The 15253-nt window shown below is 61.6% G+C and carries 14 protein-coding genes; 7 read left to right on the forward strand and 7 right to left on the reverse strand.

Annotation, left to right across the window (positions count from 1 at the left end; genetic code table 11):
• Positions 1 to 2: 2 nt before the first annotated feature.
• Entirely contained in the window at positions 3 to 1253 is a 1251-nt protein-coding gene (locus AB3N21_RS14840; RefSeq protein WP_367935940.1) for a Zn-dependent hydrolase, read from the reverse strand.
• A gap of 169 nt (positions 1254 to 1422) precedes the next feature.
• Between AB3N21_RS14840 and AB3N21_RS14845 the strand changes: the two genes are divergently transcribed.
• The gene (locus AB3N21_RS14845) at positions 1423 to 2043 is read left to right on the forward strand and encodes a TetR family transcriptional regulator C-terminal domain-containing protein (RefSeq protein WP_367935941.1); all 621 of its coding nucleotides are present in this window, start codon (positions 1423 to 1425) and stop codon (positions 2041 to 2043) included.
• Between the two features lie 17 nt (positions 2044 to 2060).
• Here the strand turns inward: AB3N21_RS14845 and AB3N21_RS14850 are convergent, their stop codons facing one another.
• From AB3N21_RS14850 to AB3N21_RS14865, 4 genes are all read right to left on the reverse strand, one after another.
• Positions 2061 to 2327 (reverse strand): hypothetical protein, encoded by a 267-nt coding sequence (locus AB3N21_RS14850; RefSeq protein ID WP_367935942.1) that lies wholly within the window; start codon positions 2325 to 2327, stop codon positions 2061 to 2063.
• A 272-nt stretch (positions 2328 to 2599) separates the two neighbouring features.
• Positions 2600 to 3904, reverse strand: coding sequence for an NAD-dependent dihydropyrimidine dehydrogenase subunit PreA (preA, locus tag AB3N21_RS14855; protein WP_367935943.1), 1305 nt, complete (start codon positions 3902 to 3904; stop codon positions 2600 to 2602).
• Between the two features lie 70 nt (positions 3905 to 3974).
• Positions 3975 to 5309: an NAD(P)-dependent oxidoreductase gene (locus AB3N21_RS14860; RefSeq protein ID WP_367935944.1), complete on the reverse strand. Its 1335-nt coding sequence runs from the start codon at positions 5307 to 5309 to the stop codon at positions 3975 to 3977.
• A 158-nt stretch (positions 5310 to 5467) separates the two neighbouring features.
• Positions 5468 to 6100: a cupin domain-containing protein gene (locus AB3N21_RS14865; RefSeq protein WP_367935945.1), complete on the reverse strand. Its 633-nt coding sequence runs from the start codon at positions 6098 to 6100 to the stop codon at positions 5468 to 5470.
• Between the two features lie 214 nt (positions 6101 to 6314).
• Between AB3N21_RS14865 and AB3N21_RS14870 the strand changes: the two genes are divergently transcribed.
• The 6 genes from AB3N21_RS14870 to AB3N21_RS14895 all read left to right on the forward strand — a co-directional run bounded on the left by AB3N21_RS14870 (position 6315) and on the right by AB3N21_RS14895 (position 12548).
• Positions 6315 to 6857, forward strand: a complete 543-nt coding sequence (locus tag AB3N21_RS14870; RefSeq protein ID WP_367935946.1) for a 3-hydroxyanthranilate 3,4-dioxygenase — start codon at positions 6315 to 6317, stop codon at positions 6855 to 6857.
• 49 nt (positions 6858 to 6906) lie between these two features.
• Positions 6907 to 7890 carry a TRAP transporter substrate-binding protein gene (locus tag AB3N21_RS14875; protein WP_367935947.1) on the forward strand — a complete coding sequence of 328 codons (984 nt, stop codon included), beginning with the start codon at positions 6907 to 6909 and terminating at the stop codon, positions 7888 to 7890.
• A gap of 67 nt (positions 7891 to 7957) precedes the next feature.
• The gene (locus AB3N21_RS14880) at positions 7958 to 8500 is read left to right on the forward strand and encodes a TRAP transporter small permease (RefSeq protein WP_367935948.1); all 543 of its coding nucleotides are present in this window, start codon (positions 7958 to 7960) and stop codon (positions 8498 to 8500) included.
• Positions 8497 to 9756 carry a TRAP transporter large permease gene (locus tag AB3N21_RS14885; RefSeq protein ID WP_367935949.1) on the forward strand — a complete coding sequence of 420 codons (1260 nt, stop codon included), beginning with the start codon at positions 8497 to 8499 and terminating at the stop codon, positions 9754 to 9756. The genes AB3N21_RS14880 and AB3N21_RS14885 overlap by 4 nt, the downstream gene beginning before the upstream one ends.
• A 128-nt stretch (positions 9757 to 9884) precedes the next feature.
• Positions 9885 to 10889 carry a hypothetical protein gene (locus tag AB3N21_RS14890; RefSeq protein ID WP_367935950.1) on the forward strand — a complete coding sequence of 335 codons (1005 nt, stop codon included), beginning with the start codon at positions 9885 to 9887 and terminating at the stop codon, positions 10887 to 10889.
• A 366-nt stretch (positions 10890 to 11255) separates the two neighbouring features.
• Positions 11256 to 12548, forward strand: coding sequence for an O-acetylhomoserine aminocarboxypropyltransferase/cysteine synthase family protein (locus AB3N21_RS14895; protein ID WP_367935951.1), 1293 nt, complete (start codon positions 11256 to 11258; stop codon positions 12546 to 12548).
• 438 nt (positions 12549 to 12986) lie between these two features.
• Here the strand turns inward: AB3N21_RS14895 and AB3N21_RS14900 are convergent, their stop codons facing one another.
• Together AB3N21_RS14900 and AB3N21_RS14905 are read right to left on the reverse strand one after the other, a co-directional pair.
• The gene (locus tag AB3N21_RS14900) at positions 12987 to 14177 is read right to left on the reverse strand and encodes an adenylate/guanylate cyclase domain-containing protein (RefSeq protein ID WP_367935952.1); all 1191 of its coding nucleotides are present in this window, start codon (positions 14175 to 14177) and stop codon (positions 12987 to 12989) included.
• A gap of 220 nt (positions 14178 to 14397) precedes the next feature.
• Positions 14398 to 15096, reverse strand: coding sequence for an SIMPL domain-containing protein (locus AB3N21_RS14905; RefSeq protein ID WP_367935953.1), 699 nt, complete (start codon positions 15094 to 15096; stop codon positions 14398 to 14400).
• Positions 15097 to 15253: the final 157 nt, after the last annotated feature.

A 15253-nucleotide genomic window follows, 5' to 3' on the forward strand; every position in this document is an offset into this window, starting at 1 on the left:
GGTTATTCCACGATCTCCGCCGTCTCGACCACAGCATGGAACAGCACATCCGCCCCGGCAGCGGCCCATTCCCGGCTGATTTCCTCGGCCTCGTTATGGCTCAGCCCGTCCACGCAGGGGCACATCACCATCGCCGTCGGCGCCACCCGGTTGATCCAGCAGGCGTCGTGACCGGCGCCGGAAATGATATCCAGATGCGAATAACCCAGCCGCTCGGCCGCGCCGCGCACCGCCGCCACGCAACCGTCGTCGAACTTGACCGGATCGAAGCCGCCGACCTTTTCGAATTCGATCTCCAGCCCCATCGCATCCGCGATTTTCTGGCCTTCGATGCGCAGCCGAGCCTCCATATCCTCGATCACGCTCAGCTCGGGCGAGCGGAAATCGACCGTGAACACCACCTTGCCCGGGATCACGTTGCGCGAGTTGGGATGGACGTCGATATGGCCCGCCGCCCCCACCGCATGCGGCGCATGAGACAGCGCAATCTCATCCACCTTCTCCAACACCCGCGCCATGCCGAGCCCCGCGTTGCGCCGCATCGGCATCGGGGTGGAGCCGGTATGGGCGTCCTTGCCAGTGATCGTCACCTGCGTCCAGCTCAACCCCTGCCCGTGGGTGACGACGCCGATATCCTTGCCCTCGGCTTCGAGAATCGGACCCTGTTCGATATGTAGCTCAAAGAACGCATGCATCTGGCGGGCGCCGGTTTCCTCTTCACCGCGCCAGCCGATGCGTTTCAGCTCGTCGCCGAATTTCTTGCCCTCGGCATCCTCGCGGTCATACGCCCAGTCCTGCGTGTGAATGCCCGCGAACACACCCGAGGACAGCATCGCGGGGGCATAGCGGGTGCCTTCCTCATTGGTGAAGTTGGTCGCCACAATGGGGTGTTTGGTCTTGATCCCCATGTCGTTCAGGGTGCGGATGATTTCCAGTCCACCAAGCACGCCCAGCACGCCGTCATACTTGCCGCCCGTCGGCTGCGTATCCAAGTGTGAGCCCACATAGACCGGCAGCGCATCTGGATCCGTGCCCTCGCGCCGCGCGAACATGTTGCCCATCTGGTCGAGCCCCATCGAGCAGCCCGCCGCCTCGCACCAGCTCTGAAACAACGCGCGGCCCTCGCCATCCTCGTCGGTCAGGGTCTGACGGTTGTTGCCGCCCGCCACGCCGGGGCCGATCTTGGCCATCTCCATCAGGCTGTCCCACAGCCGCTCGCCATTGATCCTGAGATTCTGCGCCGGCGCTGCCATGTCTCTCCCCCTGTCGCTTGCGATTTGGCTCGCTTTTGGTGTCGTGATTTGACCATCTGGTCAAACTCACGCTATCACGGGTCTGACATCAGTCAAGAAATTGCATCGCGCAGCGGGAGATTTGTGCCAATCTGCGCGCGTTTGGCGGAAAGAGAGACACGAAGCCCAGATGCCTGAGGACCGCGCGCCGACCCGAATCCAGAAAAAGAACCGCGCCGCCATCCTTGAGGCGGCGCTGAACGTGTTTTCCACCCACGGATTCCGCGGCGCCACCGTCGATCAGATCGCGACCGAGGCCGGGTTGAGCAAGCCCAATCTGCTTTACTACTACCGCAGCAAGGATGCCATCTATGCCGCCCTGCTCGAGAGGCTGCTGGACACCTGGCTCGATCCGCTACGGGCCATCGACCCGAATGGCAACCCTTTGCAGGAACTGCTGAGTTATATCCGCCGCAAACTGGAGATGAGCCGGGATTATCCGCGCGAAAGCCGTCTATTCGCCAATGAGATCATTCGCGGCGCACCGCATATCCACGCGGTGCTGTCCGCAGATCTCAAATCGCTGGTGGATGAGACCGCCCAACTGATCCGCCGCTGGATCGCCGAAGGGCATATCGCCGAGGTGAACCCCTATCACTTGATCTTCTCGATCTGGTCTCTGACCCAACATTACGCCGATTTCGACGTCCAGATTCGGGCCGTTCTGGGGGATGCCGAACCCGATCCTTATCCCGGCGCCAGCGCCTATCTGGACCAGCTCTTTACCCGGCTGCTGACCCCTCAGGGGTGACAGCTATTTCGCCGGTTTCAACACCAGGATACCTTGAGAATGACAATCGCAATCGCCAGCAAGATGGTGAAGCCGCCCATCCTCTTGACCGTGCTGATCTTAGGCACTTTCCCCGCTTCCTTGACGATAGCGGTGTACATCCTGGGCTGCTGCACCCCGGCCATATGCTCCTGCGCCGAGACCTTGATGAACTTGTCGAAATCCTGAAGCGCTTTCACCTTCTTGGTGACCTGGACCATGAAGCGCTGGTCCAGTTGGCGATCCTCCTTCAGCTTCTCCATCATCTCGTCGATCGAGCGTATCAGCTTCTGGATATCGTCCAGATCCTTCCGGACCTGTTTCTAGTGCTGCACAAAACTCTTGGCGGCAAGCGCGTCGCGCTGCTTTGCCTTGGACAGGGCTACATTCTTTTTTGGACCTGTCCCGATCCAGTCTCGAAACCTTGTTGCCGCCCTTGTTCCGGCCCGGCGGCGGCGCTGACGTGACATTCTCCTTTGATCCTGTCCGTCAGCGGCATTCTAGCGCCGAACCAGTTAGTGCAGGATACCGGTATCCCCTACTCTGCCGCCTTTGCCATCGGATTGTTGGGATGCGTGGTCCAGTTGGCATATTCGGCCTCGACCACCGCGCCGGTACGCGGATCTACCTCACCCGGCTGCATTTCGACCATCGAGATACAGCCCTCCACCGGGCAGACATCGACACAGAGATTGCAGGCCACGCATTCCTCGTCGATCACCTCGAAAGTGCGGTCATCCGAGATCGAGATCGCCTGGTGCGAGGTATCCTCGCATGCCGCATAGCAACGGCCGCATTTGATGCACTGATCCTGATCGATCTTCGCCTTGGCGATGTAGTTCAGGTTCAGGAACTGCCAGTCAGTGACATTGGGTACCGCGCGGCCAACGAAGTCGTTGATGGTGCGGTATCCCTTCTCGTCCATCCACTGGCTGAGCCCGGTCTTCATCTCTTCGACGATACGGAAACCGTAGGTCATCGCCGCCGTGCAGACCTGCACATTGCCGCAGCCGAGGCTGATGAACTCCGCCGCGTCGCGCCAGGTGGTGATGCCGCCGATGCCCGAGATCGGCAGGCCATGCGTCTCGGAGTTGCGGGCAATCTCAGAGACCATCGACATCGCGATGGGCTTGACCGCCGGACCACAATAGCCGCCATGGCTGCCCTTGCCATCGATCGAGGGCTCGGGGCTCATGGTGTCGAGATTGACGCTGGTGATCGAGTTGATCGTGTTGATCAGCGATACCGCATCCGCACCGCCATTCTTGGCCGCAACCGCAGGTTTGCGGATATCGGTGATGTTCGGCGTCAGCTTCACGATCACGGGCCGGTCGTAATATTGCTTGCACCAGCGGGTGACCATTTCGATATATTCCGGCACCTGCCCCACGGCCGATCCCATGCCCCGCTCGCTCATCCCATGCGGGCAGCCGAAATTGAGCTCGATCCCGTCGGCTCCGGTTTCGGCCACCCGCGGGAGGATCGCTTTCCACGCGGCTTCTTCACAGGGCACCATGATCGAGGCGATCAGCGCCCGGTCGGGATAGTCCGCCTTGACCCGCGCCATCTCCTCAAGGTTCGTCTCAAGCGGGCGGTCGGTGATCAGCTCGATATTGTTGAGCCCCAGCAGCCGCCGGTCGGCACCGTAGATGGCGCCATAGCGCGGGCCGTTCACGTTCACCACCGGCGGGCCTTCGGCCCCCAGCGTTTTCCAAACGACACCGCCCCATCCGGCCTCGAAGGCGCGGCGCACATTGTATTCCTTGTCCGTCGGCGGCGCGGATGCCAGCCAGAACGGGTTGGGGCTGGAGATGCCCAGAAAGTCAGTCGTCAAATCAGCCATTTATCCGGCCTCCCTGATGCGGTTCCGCATCTTCATCTTTTCCCAAATACTCACGTCGGTCCGCCTGCCGTCACGCGGACAGGCTGGCGTGAATGTCCATGGCGGCGTCACGGCCTTCGGCCACCGCGGTCACGGTCAGGTCGTCGCCCCCCGCGGCACAGTCGCCCCCGGCCCAGACGCCTTCGACCGAGGTACGCCCCGGCCCGGTCACCGCAATCTTGCGCCCGTCGAGCGCCAGGCCGTCAGGCGCGCCTTCCAGCGTCTGGCCGATGGCTTTGAACACCTGATCGGCGGGCAGGCGCACAGTCTCGCCGGTGCCGGTCAGGTCACCGCCTGTGCCGAAAGTATACTCCAATTCGATCTCGGCTGCTGCCCCGTTGCCATGCACCGCCACGGGCTGGACGTTGAACATGATCTTGACGCCCTTCGAGGTGGCCAGATCCTGTTCAAACCGGCTGGCACCCATGGCGTCGCGGTCGCGGCGATAGGCGATGGTGACATTCTCGGCGCCCAGCAGTTTCGACTGCACCGCCGCGTCCACCGCCGTCATGCCGCCGCCGATCACCACCACGTTGCGGCCCACCGGCAGGGCCGACAGATCCCCGGCCTGCCGCAGCTCGGCAATGAACTCAACCGCGTCACGGACGCCATCCTTATCCTCGCCTGCCGCGCGCAGGGCGTTGACCCCGGTCAGACCGATGGAGAGGAATACCGCATCATGGCTGTCGCGCAGCCCCTCCAGTGTGATCCCCTGCCCCAAGGCAGAGCTGGTCTCAATAGTGATACCGCCGATCTTGAGCAGCCAATCCACCTCGGCCTCGGCGAAGTTTTCGGTGGTCTTGTAGGCGGCGATGCCGAATTCGTTGAGGCCGCCGGATTTGCCGCGCGCCTCGTGGATCACCACGTCATGACCCAGCATCGCCAGCCGGTGGGCACAGGCCAGACCCGCCGGACCGGCGCCGACCACGGCCACACTCTTGCCCGTGGGCGCCGCCCGTTCGAACGGGTGAATGCCCGCCGCCATCACGGTATCGGTGGCATAGCGCTGCAGCCGCCCGATCTCGACCGGCTTGCCCTCAGCGGTTTCACGCACGCAGGCCTCTTCGCACAGCGTCTCGGTCGGACAGACCCGGGCACACATGCCGCCCAGAATGTTCTGGTTCAGGATCGTCTGCGCCGCCCCTTCGGGATTGCCCGCCTGGATCTGGCGGATGAACATCGGGATGTCGATGTCGGTGGGACATGCCACCTGGCATGGCGCGTCGTAACAGAAATAACAGCGATCCGCCGCCACCGCCGCCTCATGCGGTTCATAGGCCGGATGCAGGTCGCTGAAGTTCTGGGCAATCTCGTCGCTGGATAGCCGCCCGGACACGATACCGGGGGCCGTCTGGCCGTGTGCCATCACTCTCTCCCTGAGCTATGTTTTCTGCCCACCAGAGTGCCACATCTGAATTTTTTATCAATTGGTAAAATTTATCGAGGGGTCAAAAAAGTAAAAACCGGGCCGTTTGACCCGGTTTCCCCGCGTTTTTTTGCAATATTTTGCTGAGATTCCGGGCGTCACACCATGCCCGAAAGGTGCCCGGACTTGATCCAGACCCGCGCACCCGCGCCGCCCGCGACCCCGTTGAAGGTCGATCCCGGCGGCAGGCGCAGCCAGTCCCAGGTGCCGAACTCCTCGTCCGCCTCGGCAAAGCCGCCCTCAATCACGAAGACCTCGATCCCGGCAGAAGCGTCGTGTTCAACGGCCTCACCCGGCGCCCAGGTTTCGATGCGCACATCTTCATGCGCGTCGCGGAACAGGGCCACGTCACCGCCAGCGTTGATCGAGCGGCGCACCTCGGTCCGGTCCGCCGGGTCGAACTGGTGCAGCTTGACCAGGATGGTCGCCCCCTCCTGCGCCGAGGGCGTGTGCGAGGTGGTCGGCGGGTTGCGCACATAGCTGCCCTTGGGGAAATCGCCACTTTCGTCCTGAAACACGCCGTCGAGCACCAGAAACTCCTCACCGCCATCATGGGTATGGGCGGCAAAGGCGCTGCCGGGGGCGAACCGAACGATGGTGGTGGCCCGGGCCACCTCCTCTCCGATCCGGTCCAGCATCTTACGCTCGACCCCAGCAGAGGGGGACGCGACCCAGTCGGCCTCGTTAAAATGCACGGCAGCGCGCTGGGTGAAGTCGGCGTTGATCCTCATCGGCTTTCTCCTGACCTGCTTGGTGTCGATAAGTGGCCGGGCGGCGCGCGATTGCAAATGCAATCACAAAATCGTGGCTGGGATGCTGATCCAGGTTATCACAGGATGCGCAGGTATCGAGATATCCAATAGCAGATTTCGGACAAACATCTTGTCGCTACACCGATCCCGGCGCGAACCTGTCTTTGACAGGGAGATCAAGGGAGAAAGACCGATGGCACGGCTGAGCGCCTTCAATTTCCAGAAATGGATCGACGAGCACAAGCATCTGCTGAAACCACCCGTGGGCAACCAACAGGTATGGGAGAACGCAGATCTGATGGTTACCGTGGTGGGCGGCCCCAACAAGCGCACCGATTACCATGACGATCCGGTCGAGGAGTTCTTTTATCAGCTCAAGGGTGACATGGTGCTCAAGCTCTATGAGGGTGGCGAGTTCTACGATGTGCCGATCCGCGAAGGCGATATCTTTCTGCTGCCGCCGCATGTGCGCCACTCACCGCAGCGCCCGCAGGAGGGTTCGATCGGGCTGGTGATCGAACCCAAGCGTCCTGAGGGCGCGCACGACGCCATCGAGTGGTACTGCTTCAACTGCGGCACGCGCGTGCATCGGGCCGAGCTGATCCTGGAGAGCATCGTCCGCGATCTGCCGCCTGTTTATGACGGTTTCTACGCCGACGAAGCCGCCCGCACCTGCCCCGATTGTGGTGAGGTCCATCCCGGAAAAGAGCCACCGGAGGGTTGGGTGAAACTCTGATCCGCGCTTAAACTCGCGGAAAAACAATGATTCTATCAGGGAGAGAGACATGACTTTCAGCTTCAAGGGGCTGGCCCAAGGGGCCGCCTGCGCGGCGCTTGTACTGGCCGCACTGCCCGCCGCCGCCAAGGAATTCCGCCTCGGCCTCATCACCCCGCCGCCGCATACCTGGACCAAAGCTGCCGAGGCGTTTGGCGCCGAACTGGCCGAAACATCGGGCGGCGCGCATAGCGTGACGGTGTTTCCGGCGCGGCAGTTGGGCAATGAGGCGCAGATGCTGCAGCAGCTGCAGACCGGCGCACTGGACATGGCGTTCATGACGGTGGCCGAAGTGTCGAACCGCGTGCCCAACATGGGCGCCTTCTATGCGCCTTATCTGGCCGCGAATATCGACCACGCCGCCGCGATCCTGCGCTCGGACACCGCGAAGGGGATGCTGGACGTGCTGCCGCAGGAGGCCGGAGTGGTTGGCGTCGGCTATGGCTCAGCAGGGATGCGCCAGATCCTGAGCCGGGGCGAGGTGAACTCGGCCGATGACCTCAAGGGGCTGAAGCTGCGGATCACGCCGTTCGACCCGATCCTCGATTTCTACAACGCTCTGGGTGCCGCGCCGACGCCGATGCCCCTGCCCGCCGTTTATGACGCGCTGGCCAACGGGCAGGTGGACGCCATCGACATGGATGTGGAACTGATCAACGTGCTGAAATACCACGAGCACGCGGACACGATCTTGATCTCGAACCACATGATGTTCCCGATGGTGGGCCTGATCTCGGCACGGGTCTATGCGGGCCTCAGCGATGAAGACAAGGCGATGATCTCGGAACTGATGGCCAAGCATGTGGACAGCACGCTGGACGTCTATATCGCCAAGGAACCGGAATGGACGGATTCGCTGACCAAGGTCGGCAAGACCTTCAAGGAGGTCGATTCCAGTTTCTTTGGCGATGCCATCGGCCAGTGGGAGGAAACCTGGACCGCCAAGGCCCCGTCCCTGCCCGATCTGCGCAAGGCCGCCGAGGACACCAAGTAAGCTACTGAAATGATGCGGAACGGGCCGGGCACGCTCCGGCCCGATTTGTGTAGGAATAGGCAGGTACATGCTCCACAGGGCATCCCACTTCTGGGCACGGGTTGAGATCTTTCTGGCGGCGGCGCTTGCAGCCTCGATCACCGGGCTGATCCTATTGAACGTGGTCACCCGCGCGGCAGGCAATGCGATCTACTGGGTCGATGAGGCGGCGATCTATGCCATGGTCTGGATGAGTTTCCTGGCGGCCTCGGCTGCGATCCATTATCGCTCGGCCATTTCGGTCACGCTGATCAACGAGGTGCTGCCCGATCACGCGCGCCGCTGGCTGACGCGCTTTGTCGATCTGGTACTCTTTGTCTTCGCCTGCCTGATGGTCTGGATCTGCCTGCGCTGGTTCATGCCATGGCAACTGATGCAGGCCGGGTGGGACGTGAAGGCGTTTCAGGGGCAGACCTTCAACTTCATCTATGCCGAGCCAACCAACACCATCGGCATCAGGAAAGTGTGGATCTGGCTGGTCATGCCGCTCTTCACGCTGGGTGCCCTGCTGCATGCGACGGCAAACCTGTTCCACCCCGGCAGGGCCGCGCAGGTGGAGGCCGCCGAATGACCCCGATCCTGTTCCTGATCCTGCTCTTCGCCTCGGTCCCGATTGCCTTCGTGCTGGCGCTGACCGCGCTCTGGTACATCTATGACAGCGGCAATCTGGTACTCTACGACAGCTATGCGCAGCAGATCTTCTCAGGCGTCGAGAATTACGGCCTGCTCGCCATCCCGCTGTTCATCCTGACCGGAGAGTTGATGAACGAGGGCGGTATGACCCAGCGGCTGGTACGCGCTGCACGGGTGTTCGTCGGCGGGTTTCGGGGCGGACTCGCCTACATCAATCTGCTCGCCAACATGTTCATGGCCGCCATCATCGGCTCGGCCGCCAGCCAGATCGCGGTAATGTCCCGCGCGATGGTCCCGGCGATGACAAAGGAGGGCTACGACCCCGGCTTTTCCGCAGCCACCACTGCCGCCGGAGGGTTGCTGGCCCCGGTCATCCCGCCCTCGATGCTGTTCGTGATATATGGTGTGCTGGCACAACTCCCGATCGGAGATCTGTTCATCGCTGGCATCATTCCCGGCCTGATCATGGCGGCGGCCTTCTTTGTCGTCGTGGCGCTGATCGGGCTGGCGCAGGATTTCCCCGCAGGCGAATGGATGACGCTGACGCAAGCCGCGCGCGCCCTACGCGACGCCCTGCCCGCCTTTCTGATCCCGCTTGCCATCGTCGGAGGCATCCTCTTTGGCATCGCTACCCCCACCGAGTCCGCCGCTGTCGCCTCGCTGATCGCCTTTGCCGTGGGCTGGCTGATCTATCGCGAGATCGACCCGCGTGATCTGGGGCGGCTGTTTGTGCGCACGGCGACCAACTCCTCATTGGTGATCTTCATGATCGCCGCCGCCAATGTGTTCGGCTGGGTGGTGGTCTATGAGGAACTGCCGCAAAAGCTGGCCGCGTTCATCTCGACAGTAACATCGGACCCGTTCACCTTCCTACTGATCGTGAATGCCTGCCTGCTGTTTGTCGGCATGCTGATCGACGGCATCGCGGCTCTAATCCTGGTCACGCCGATCCTGCTGCCGATTGCGGTGAACACCTATGGCATCAATCCGTTCCAGTTCGGCGTCGTCATCAGCCTGAACCTCGTGCTGGGGCTGCTTACGCCACCGGTGGGTGTAGGCCTTTACATCGCCTCGGCCATGTCCGGGGTACGGCCCTTCACGATCTTCACCGCCCTCTGGCCATTTCTTCTGGCGGTCGCCGGGGTGCTGATCTTGCTCAGCTATTTCCCGATCCTCAGCACCGCGCTGATTTAAGGTCGAGCGCCGGTCGCCCAAGCGCCAAGCCGGGCAATTTCGGGGCTTTTTGCACGTCAGCCGACCTCGTATAGTGCCCGCCAACGCAACACTTGCTATGAAAAACAGACAGGCGGCTGGAACAAAGAATGGCACGCAATCGGGCGCCGAACTCATCCTTCAACATCGTCATCATCGGACAAAACAATCGCTTGCAATACGAGGCGGTGCTGTTTGCCGCCTCCCTGCGTCACACGTCCCCAGATTTCCAAGGTCGCCTGTTCGTAGCAACACCGCAGCCCGGACCCAAGTGGCGGAATGATCCGAGCATCAGAAATGCAGATGTCCTGAAGGCACTCAAGCAGTTGGACGCCGAAGTTCTTCCGTTCGAAAACCGGGTTTTCGGCGAAGCCTTTCCCTATGGCAACAAGATCGAAGCGCTTGCGGCACTGCCCGAAGGTGAGCCGTTCGTCTTTTTCGACACCGACACGCTGATCACCGGTGATCTGGCATCGGTTCCGTTCGATTTCGACCGCCCGAGCGCGTCGCTCAGATGCGAGGGGACATGGCCGAACCCGACGCTCTATGGCCCCGGACATGACGGGATCTGGAAGGCGCTCTATGACCGGTTCGGACTGGATTTCGAAAGCTCGCTGGACCTGAGCCAGCCCGAAGGCTACTGGCGCCGCTATCTCTATTTCAACGCCGGATACTTCTACTATCGCTGCCCGCGCGTCTTCGGCCAAAGATATCTGGACTACGCCAAGACCATCCGGTGGGAGGATATCCCGGAACTGGCCGGGCAGAGCCTTGATCCATGGCTCGACCAGGTGGCATTGCCGCTGGTCATCCACTCCTTCGGTGGTGGCCGGGACGCTTTGCCCTCCGGCCTTCTGGACGGTTCGATCAGTTGTCACTACCGCCTGTTTCCGCTGCTTTATGCGCGCGAGAGCGACCACGTGATCGACGTTCTGGAAACCGTTGCCGCGCCCAACAAGTTCAAGAAAGTTCTGAAGAACTACGAACCAATGAAGAAGCTGATTTTTCAGAACAAGGGCGAAAAGGTCCGGGCGCTGTTCGATCAGGACAACCTGCCACGCAAGGAACAAGCGATCCGCAACCGCATCAAATCCGCGGGGCTCTGGCTGCGTTAGAGGCGCGAGATTGCCGGGCATCAAATTCTTCGATCCGGATTGTCCCGATTACAGTCTTTGCATTTAGCCCCAACGGAGGGCCGCGCCCTCCCTCGGGTGGGCGCTCGTTCGGGGCGTGGTCAGCGGTTTATCTCAAAAGCCCCGGACGACGAATGAATGGCGCGGGGCATCGCCAATGCGCCCTCCCATGCGGGAGGGAGGGCGCGGCCCGGCGGCACTACGTGCCTGGATTCCGGGCCTAAATAAGTGGGGCGAACACGGCGCGCTTACGATCAAATCCAACGTGGTCAACAAGGCTCCGTTGTGCGGGGCCAAGGGATGCCCTACACATTGCGGCAATCAATATTCGCGAGGGAGACTTTGAACATGTCCAACGGCCCCACTTATGGCTTTGATACGCTGCAGATTCACGCAGGCGCCCGCCCCGACCCGGCGACCGGCGCGCGGCAGACGCCGATCTACCAGACCACAGCCTATGTGTTCCGCGATGCCGATCACGCCGCCGCACTCTTCAACCTGCAAGAGGTGGGCTATATCTATTCGCGCCTGACCAACCCGACCGTGGCGGTTCTGCAAGAGCGCGTCGCAACGCTGGAAGGTGGCGTTGGCGCGGTCTGCTGCTCGTCTGGTCACGCGGCTCAGATCATGGCGCTGTTCCCGTTGATGGGGCCGGGCTGCAACGTGGTGGCCTCGACCCGGCTCTATGGCGGTACGGTGACCCAGTTCAGCCAGACGATCAAACGCTTTGGCTGGTCGGCCAAATTCGTCGATACCGACGATCTGGACGCGGTGAAGGCCGCCATCGACGACAACACCCGCGCAGTGTTCTGCGAATCCATCGCCAACCCAGGCGGCTATGTCACCGATATCCGGGCGTTGGCTGACATCGCCGACGCGGCGGGCATTCCGGTGATTGTCGACAACACCTCGGCCACCCCCTATCTGTGTCGTCCCATCGAACAGGGCGCAACGCTGGTGGTGCATTCGACCACCAAATACCTGACAGGCAATGGCACGGTCACCGGCGGCTGCATCGTCGATTCAGGCAAGTTCGACTGGTCGGCCAGCGACAAGTTCCCCTCGCTTAGCACACCGGAACCAGCCTATCACGGTCTGAAATTCCACGAGACCTTTGGCCCGCTGGCCTTTACCTTCCACGGCATCGCCGTTGGTCTTCGCGATCTGGGCATGACCATGAACCCGCAGGCGGCGCATTATACCCTGTTGGGGATCGAGACCCTGTCCCTGCGCATGCAGCGCCATGTGGAAAACGCGGAAAAGATCGCCGCCTGGCTCGAAACCGATGATCGGGTCGAGTATGTGACCTATGCCGGGCTGCCTTCGTCGCCCTATCAAGAAAGGGTGAAACAGCATTATCCCAAAGGCGCAGGCGCGCTCTTCACCTTTGCGGTCAAGGGCGGATATGAGGCCTGCGTGAAACTGGTGAATGCTTTGGAAATCTTCAGCCACGTCGCCAATCTGGGCGATGCGCGTTCCCTGATCATCCACTCGGCCTCAACCACCCATCGGCAGCTGACGCCGGAACAGCAGGAAGCAGCGGGCGCCAGCCCGAACGTGGTACGGGTGTCGATCGGGATCGAGGATGCAGACGACCTGATTGCCGATTTGGATCAAGCCCTCGCCAAAGCGTGCGCCTGACCACAAAGGCATAAAGAGATTGCCAAGACAGTGTTCCCGCATGGCTCGAAGCGCCATGCGGGATTTTCTTTTGCTTGCAGCGACCTGCCATTTCACTCCCCAAGAGCTGGTACCCGGCGGCACGGATCGGCAGCGGGATGTGATTTATTGGCGCCAAGCCTAATCCTGTGCGCAATATAGACTTCACGCATATGCTCGCCGGCGCAATGAGCCGCCCGGCAACATTGAGTTTCCCGGCGTGGCTTCTTGTTTGCGTGTTGGAGGGACCTCGGTTGCGAAACGACGCTGGGCAGAACCTGCACAGAGGGGATCAGGCAGGCCAAAACTCTTTTGTCCGAAACAACTCCACGGCATCGCCTTGGGATTGCAGGCAGACGAGTGACAACCTGTCGTCAATTCAAACCAGCCCATCGAAGCGGGACCGTCGCTCGACACCGGTCAGCCGTCGCTGCGCACGGCAAATACCTCCTGCGGGGTTTTTAGCCCTTTTAGGGTGTGCGTCCCGACCGACCGGGCCGGTATGCCCGCCTGTCGTTGAAAATCGTTTGAAACCAACAGGGGTTCGCTGAGGTTACCGCACAAGCTCGCCACCCGGGCTGCCAGATTCACGTCCCGCCCGATCACTGTGTAATCGAGCCGCAACCCCGACCCGACATTCCCGTAAGCCACCTCGCCAAAGTGCAGGGCGACACCCACGTCAAAGCGCGGGGACGTGTCGGCTGCGTTTACCCGTGCCAGCCCCTCGCGCGCGGCCTCCATGGCACGGATGCAAGTCTGCTTGCCCTCGCCTTCCGCCCGGAAAATCGCCAGAACACCGTCGCCCATGAATTTCAGCACTTCACCCCCGGCATCTTCGATAGGCGGTACGATGCAGTCGTAATAAGCGTTAAGCAGTTGCGTCGCCTGCTCGGCGCTCATTTCCGAGGTCAGTTCGGTGAACCGGCGCATATCGGCAAACAGGATGGCCGAGCGGATATGCATGACCTCGCCCCGGTGCACATCGCCGGACAGGATGCGTTGCTGCGGCTCGGCCCCGACATACATCCGCATAACCTCGCGCATCGCGCGGGTGGTGGCCAGAATGTCCTGACACGCGGCCAAGGCCGGAAACACTGTGCGGAGAAAGGCGATGTCGGCGGGCGAAAATCCATCTGGTGACCGCGTGGCGAAGCTGAACGTGCCCGCCATCCCGCTTTTCATGAAAACCGGCGCCATGATGTAGTGGGTGTGACCGGCCTGTTTGAGCTCGGTCACGATGTCATAGGTCTCATCAGGGGTGTCCGGCAACCACAGCGTGACCCATTCTCCGGTTTCGTGCACGACGGCCGCCGGTGAGCGTGTGTATTCCTCCCCGCTTTCCTTGGTGTAGGGGAACAGGTAGCTGCGCGCGCCGCTTTCGACCTCCCAGAACCGGGCACTGGCGACCGCCTCGGCATGCAAAAGCGGGACAATGGATGTCGCCCGCGCCAACGGAACGCCCGCCCGGCAAATACGTCCGGACATCTCGGTCAAGACGTCATCGGCATCCTCGGCCTGCAAAGCCTCGCCCAGCATGTAGTGGATGAGATCGAATGCGGGCTTGAGCCGATCTGACGGCAAGTTGTCAAAGGCCTGTGCGGTGAGTTTCATGAAGCCATTCTAGGTCCTCTGACCTTATCGGGCCAGCACGCTGACTGACGCCGACTTAAAGCACTTCCCTGAAGCCACACCCGGCGGGGAGGTTTCGCATGAACTTCACATTGCAACATGTTGACAAATATTGCATTCAAGAACTCACAGACGCCCTAGTGACGTCCAGTCATCGCCAATGAAAAAGGAGCTTCTCCAGCTCCTTCCCCAAGTTCGGCAGTTAGTTATCCCCAATGGCAAAAACCATCGAAACCGACGCCTCGACCGTCACCTCTCCGGCGGCCACGGGCACACCCCCGGCATCCGCCATCGACATCTCGGCCATCCGCATCATCGGCCGTCCGCCGCCGCCGTGATCGCTGATCGAGATCACCTGTCCCAGCGGCACACCGCCGGCCTCGGCCAATTGCCGGGCTTTTTCCATTGCGTTCTCCACGGCTTTGGTACGCGCCTCGGCCGATAGCGGGTCCGGGTTCTGCACTCCAAAGCTCAGACCGCCGAAATCATTGGCGCCGTCCCGTATCACCGCGTCCAGAACACTTCCCAGCGCGTCCAGGTCCCGCACCCGCACGAACACACGGTTGGATGCGACAAAACCGGTGATTCTCGGCACCTCGCCTTCCAGCCCGCGCCGGCCGGTCCACACTGGCGACAAAGACAGGTCGCGGGTTTGGACGTCGCGGGGTTCAATTCCCATTTCTTCCAGCCGGGCCAGGATCTGCGTCACCGCCTCCGAGGTTGCCTGCATCGCCTGTACTGCCTCGGCGTTCTCGTTGGTCACGCCCAGTGTGATTGTTGCCATGTCGGGCACGGCTTCGACCGTACCGGTGCCATTGACCGTGATCCGGCGCTCTTCGGCGTGGGCCAGGCTTGCCGCGGCTGCCAGCAGGGCCGCCGCCAGAAAAGTAAATGTCTTCAAACCGCTTCCTCCCATTGCTACCCCTTCAAGATGGGTGCGCGGGGCTTTGCCGGGCAAGGGGAGAATGAGTGTTTTTCTTTCCCTCGGCGGGAACCTGCTTTAATCTCGGCGCGCGGGCCCTTCGGGGTCTGCGTAAGAACTTGTCTATGCGGTTTTT

This window comes from Ruegeria sp. (assembly GCF_040830605.1).
In the GTDB taxonomy this organism is placed as follows: Bacteria; Pseudomonadota; Alphaproteobacteria; order Rhodobacterales; family Rhodobacteraceae; genus Ruegeria.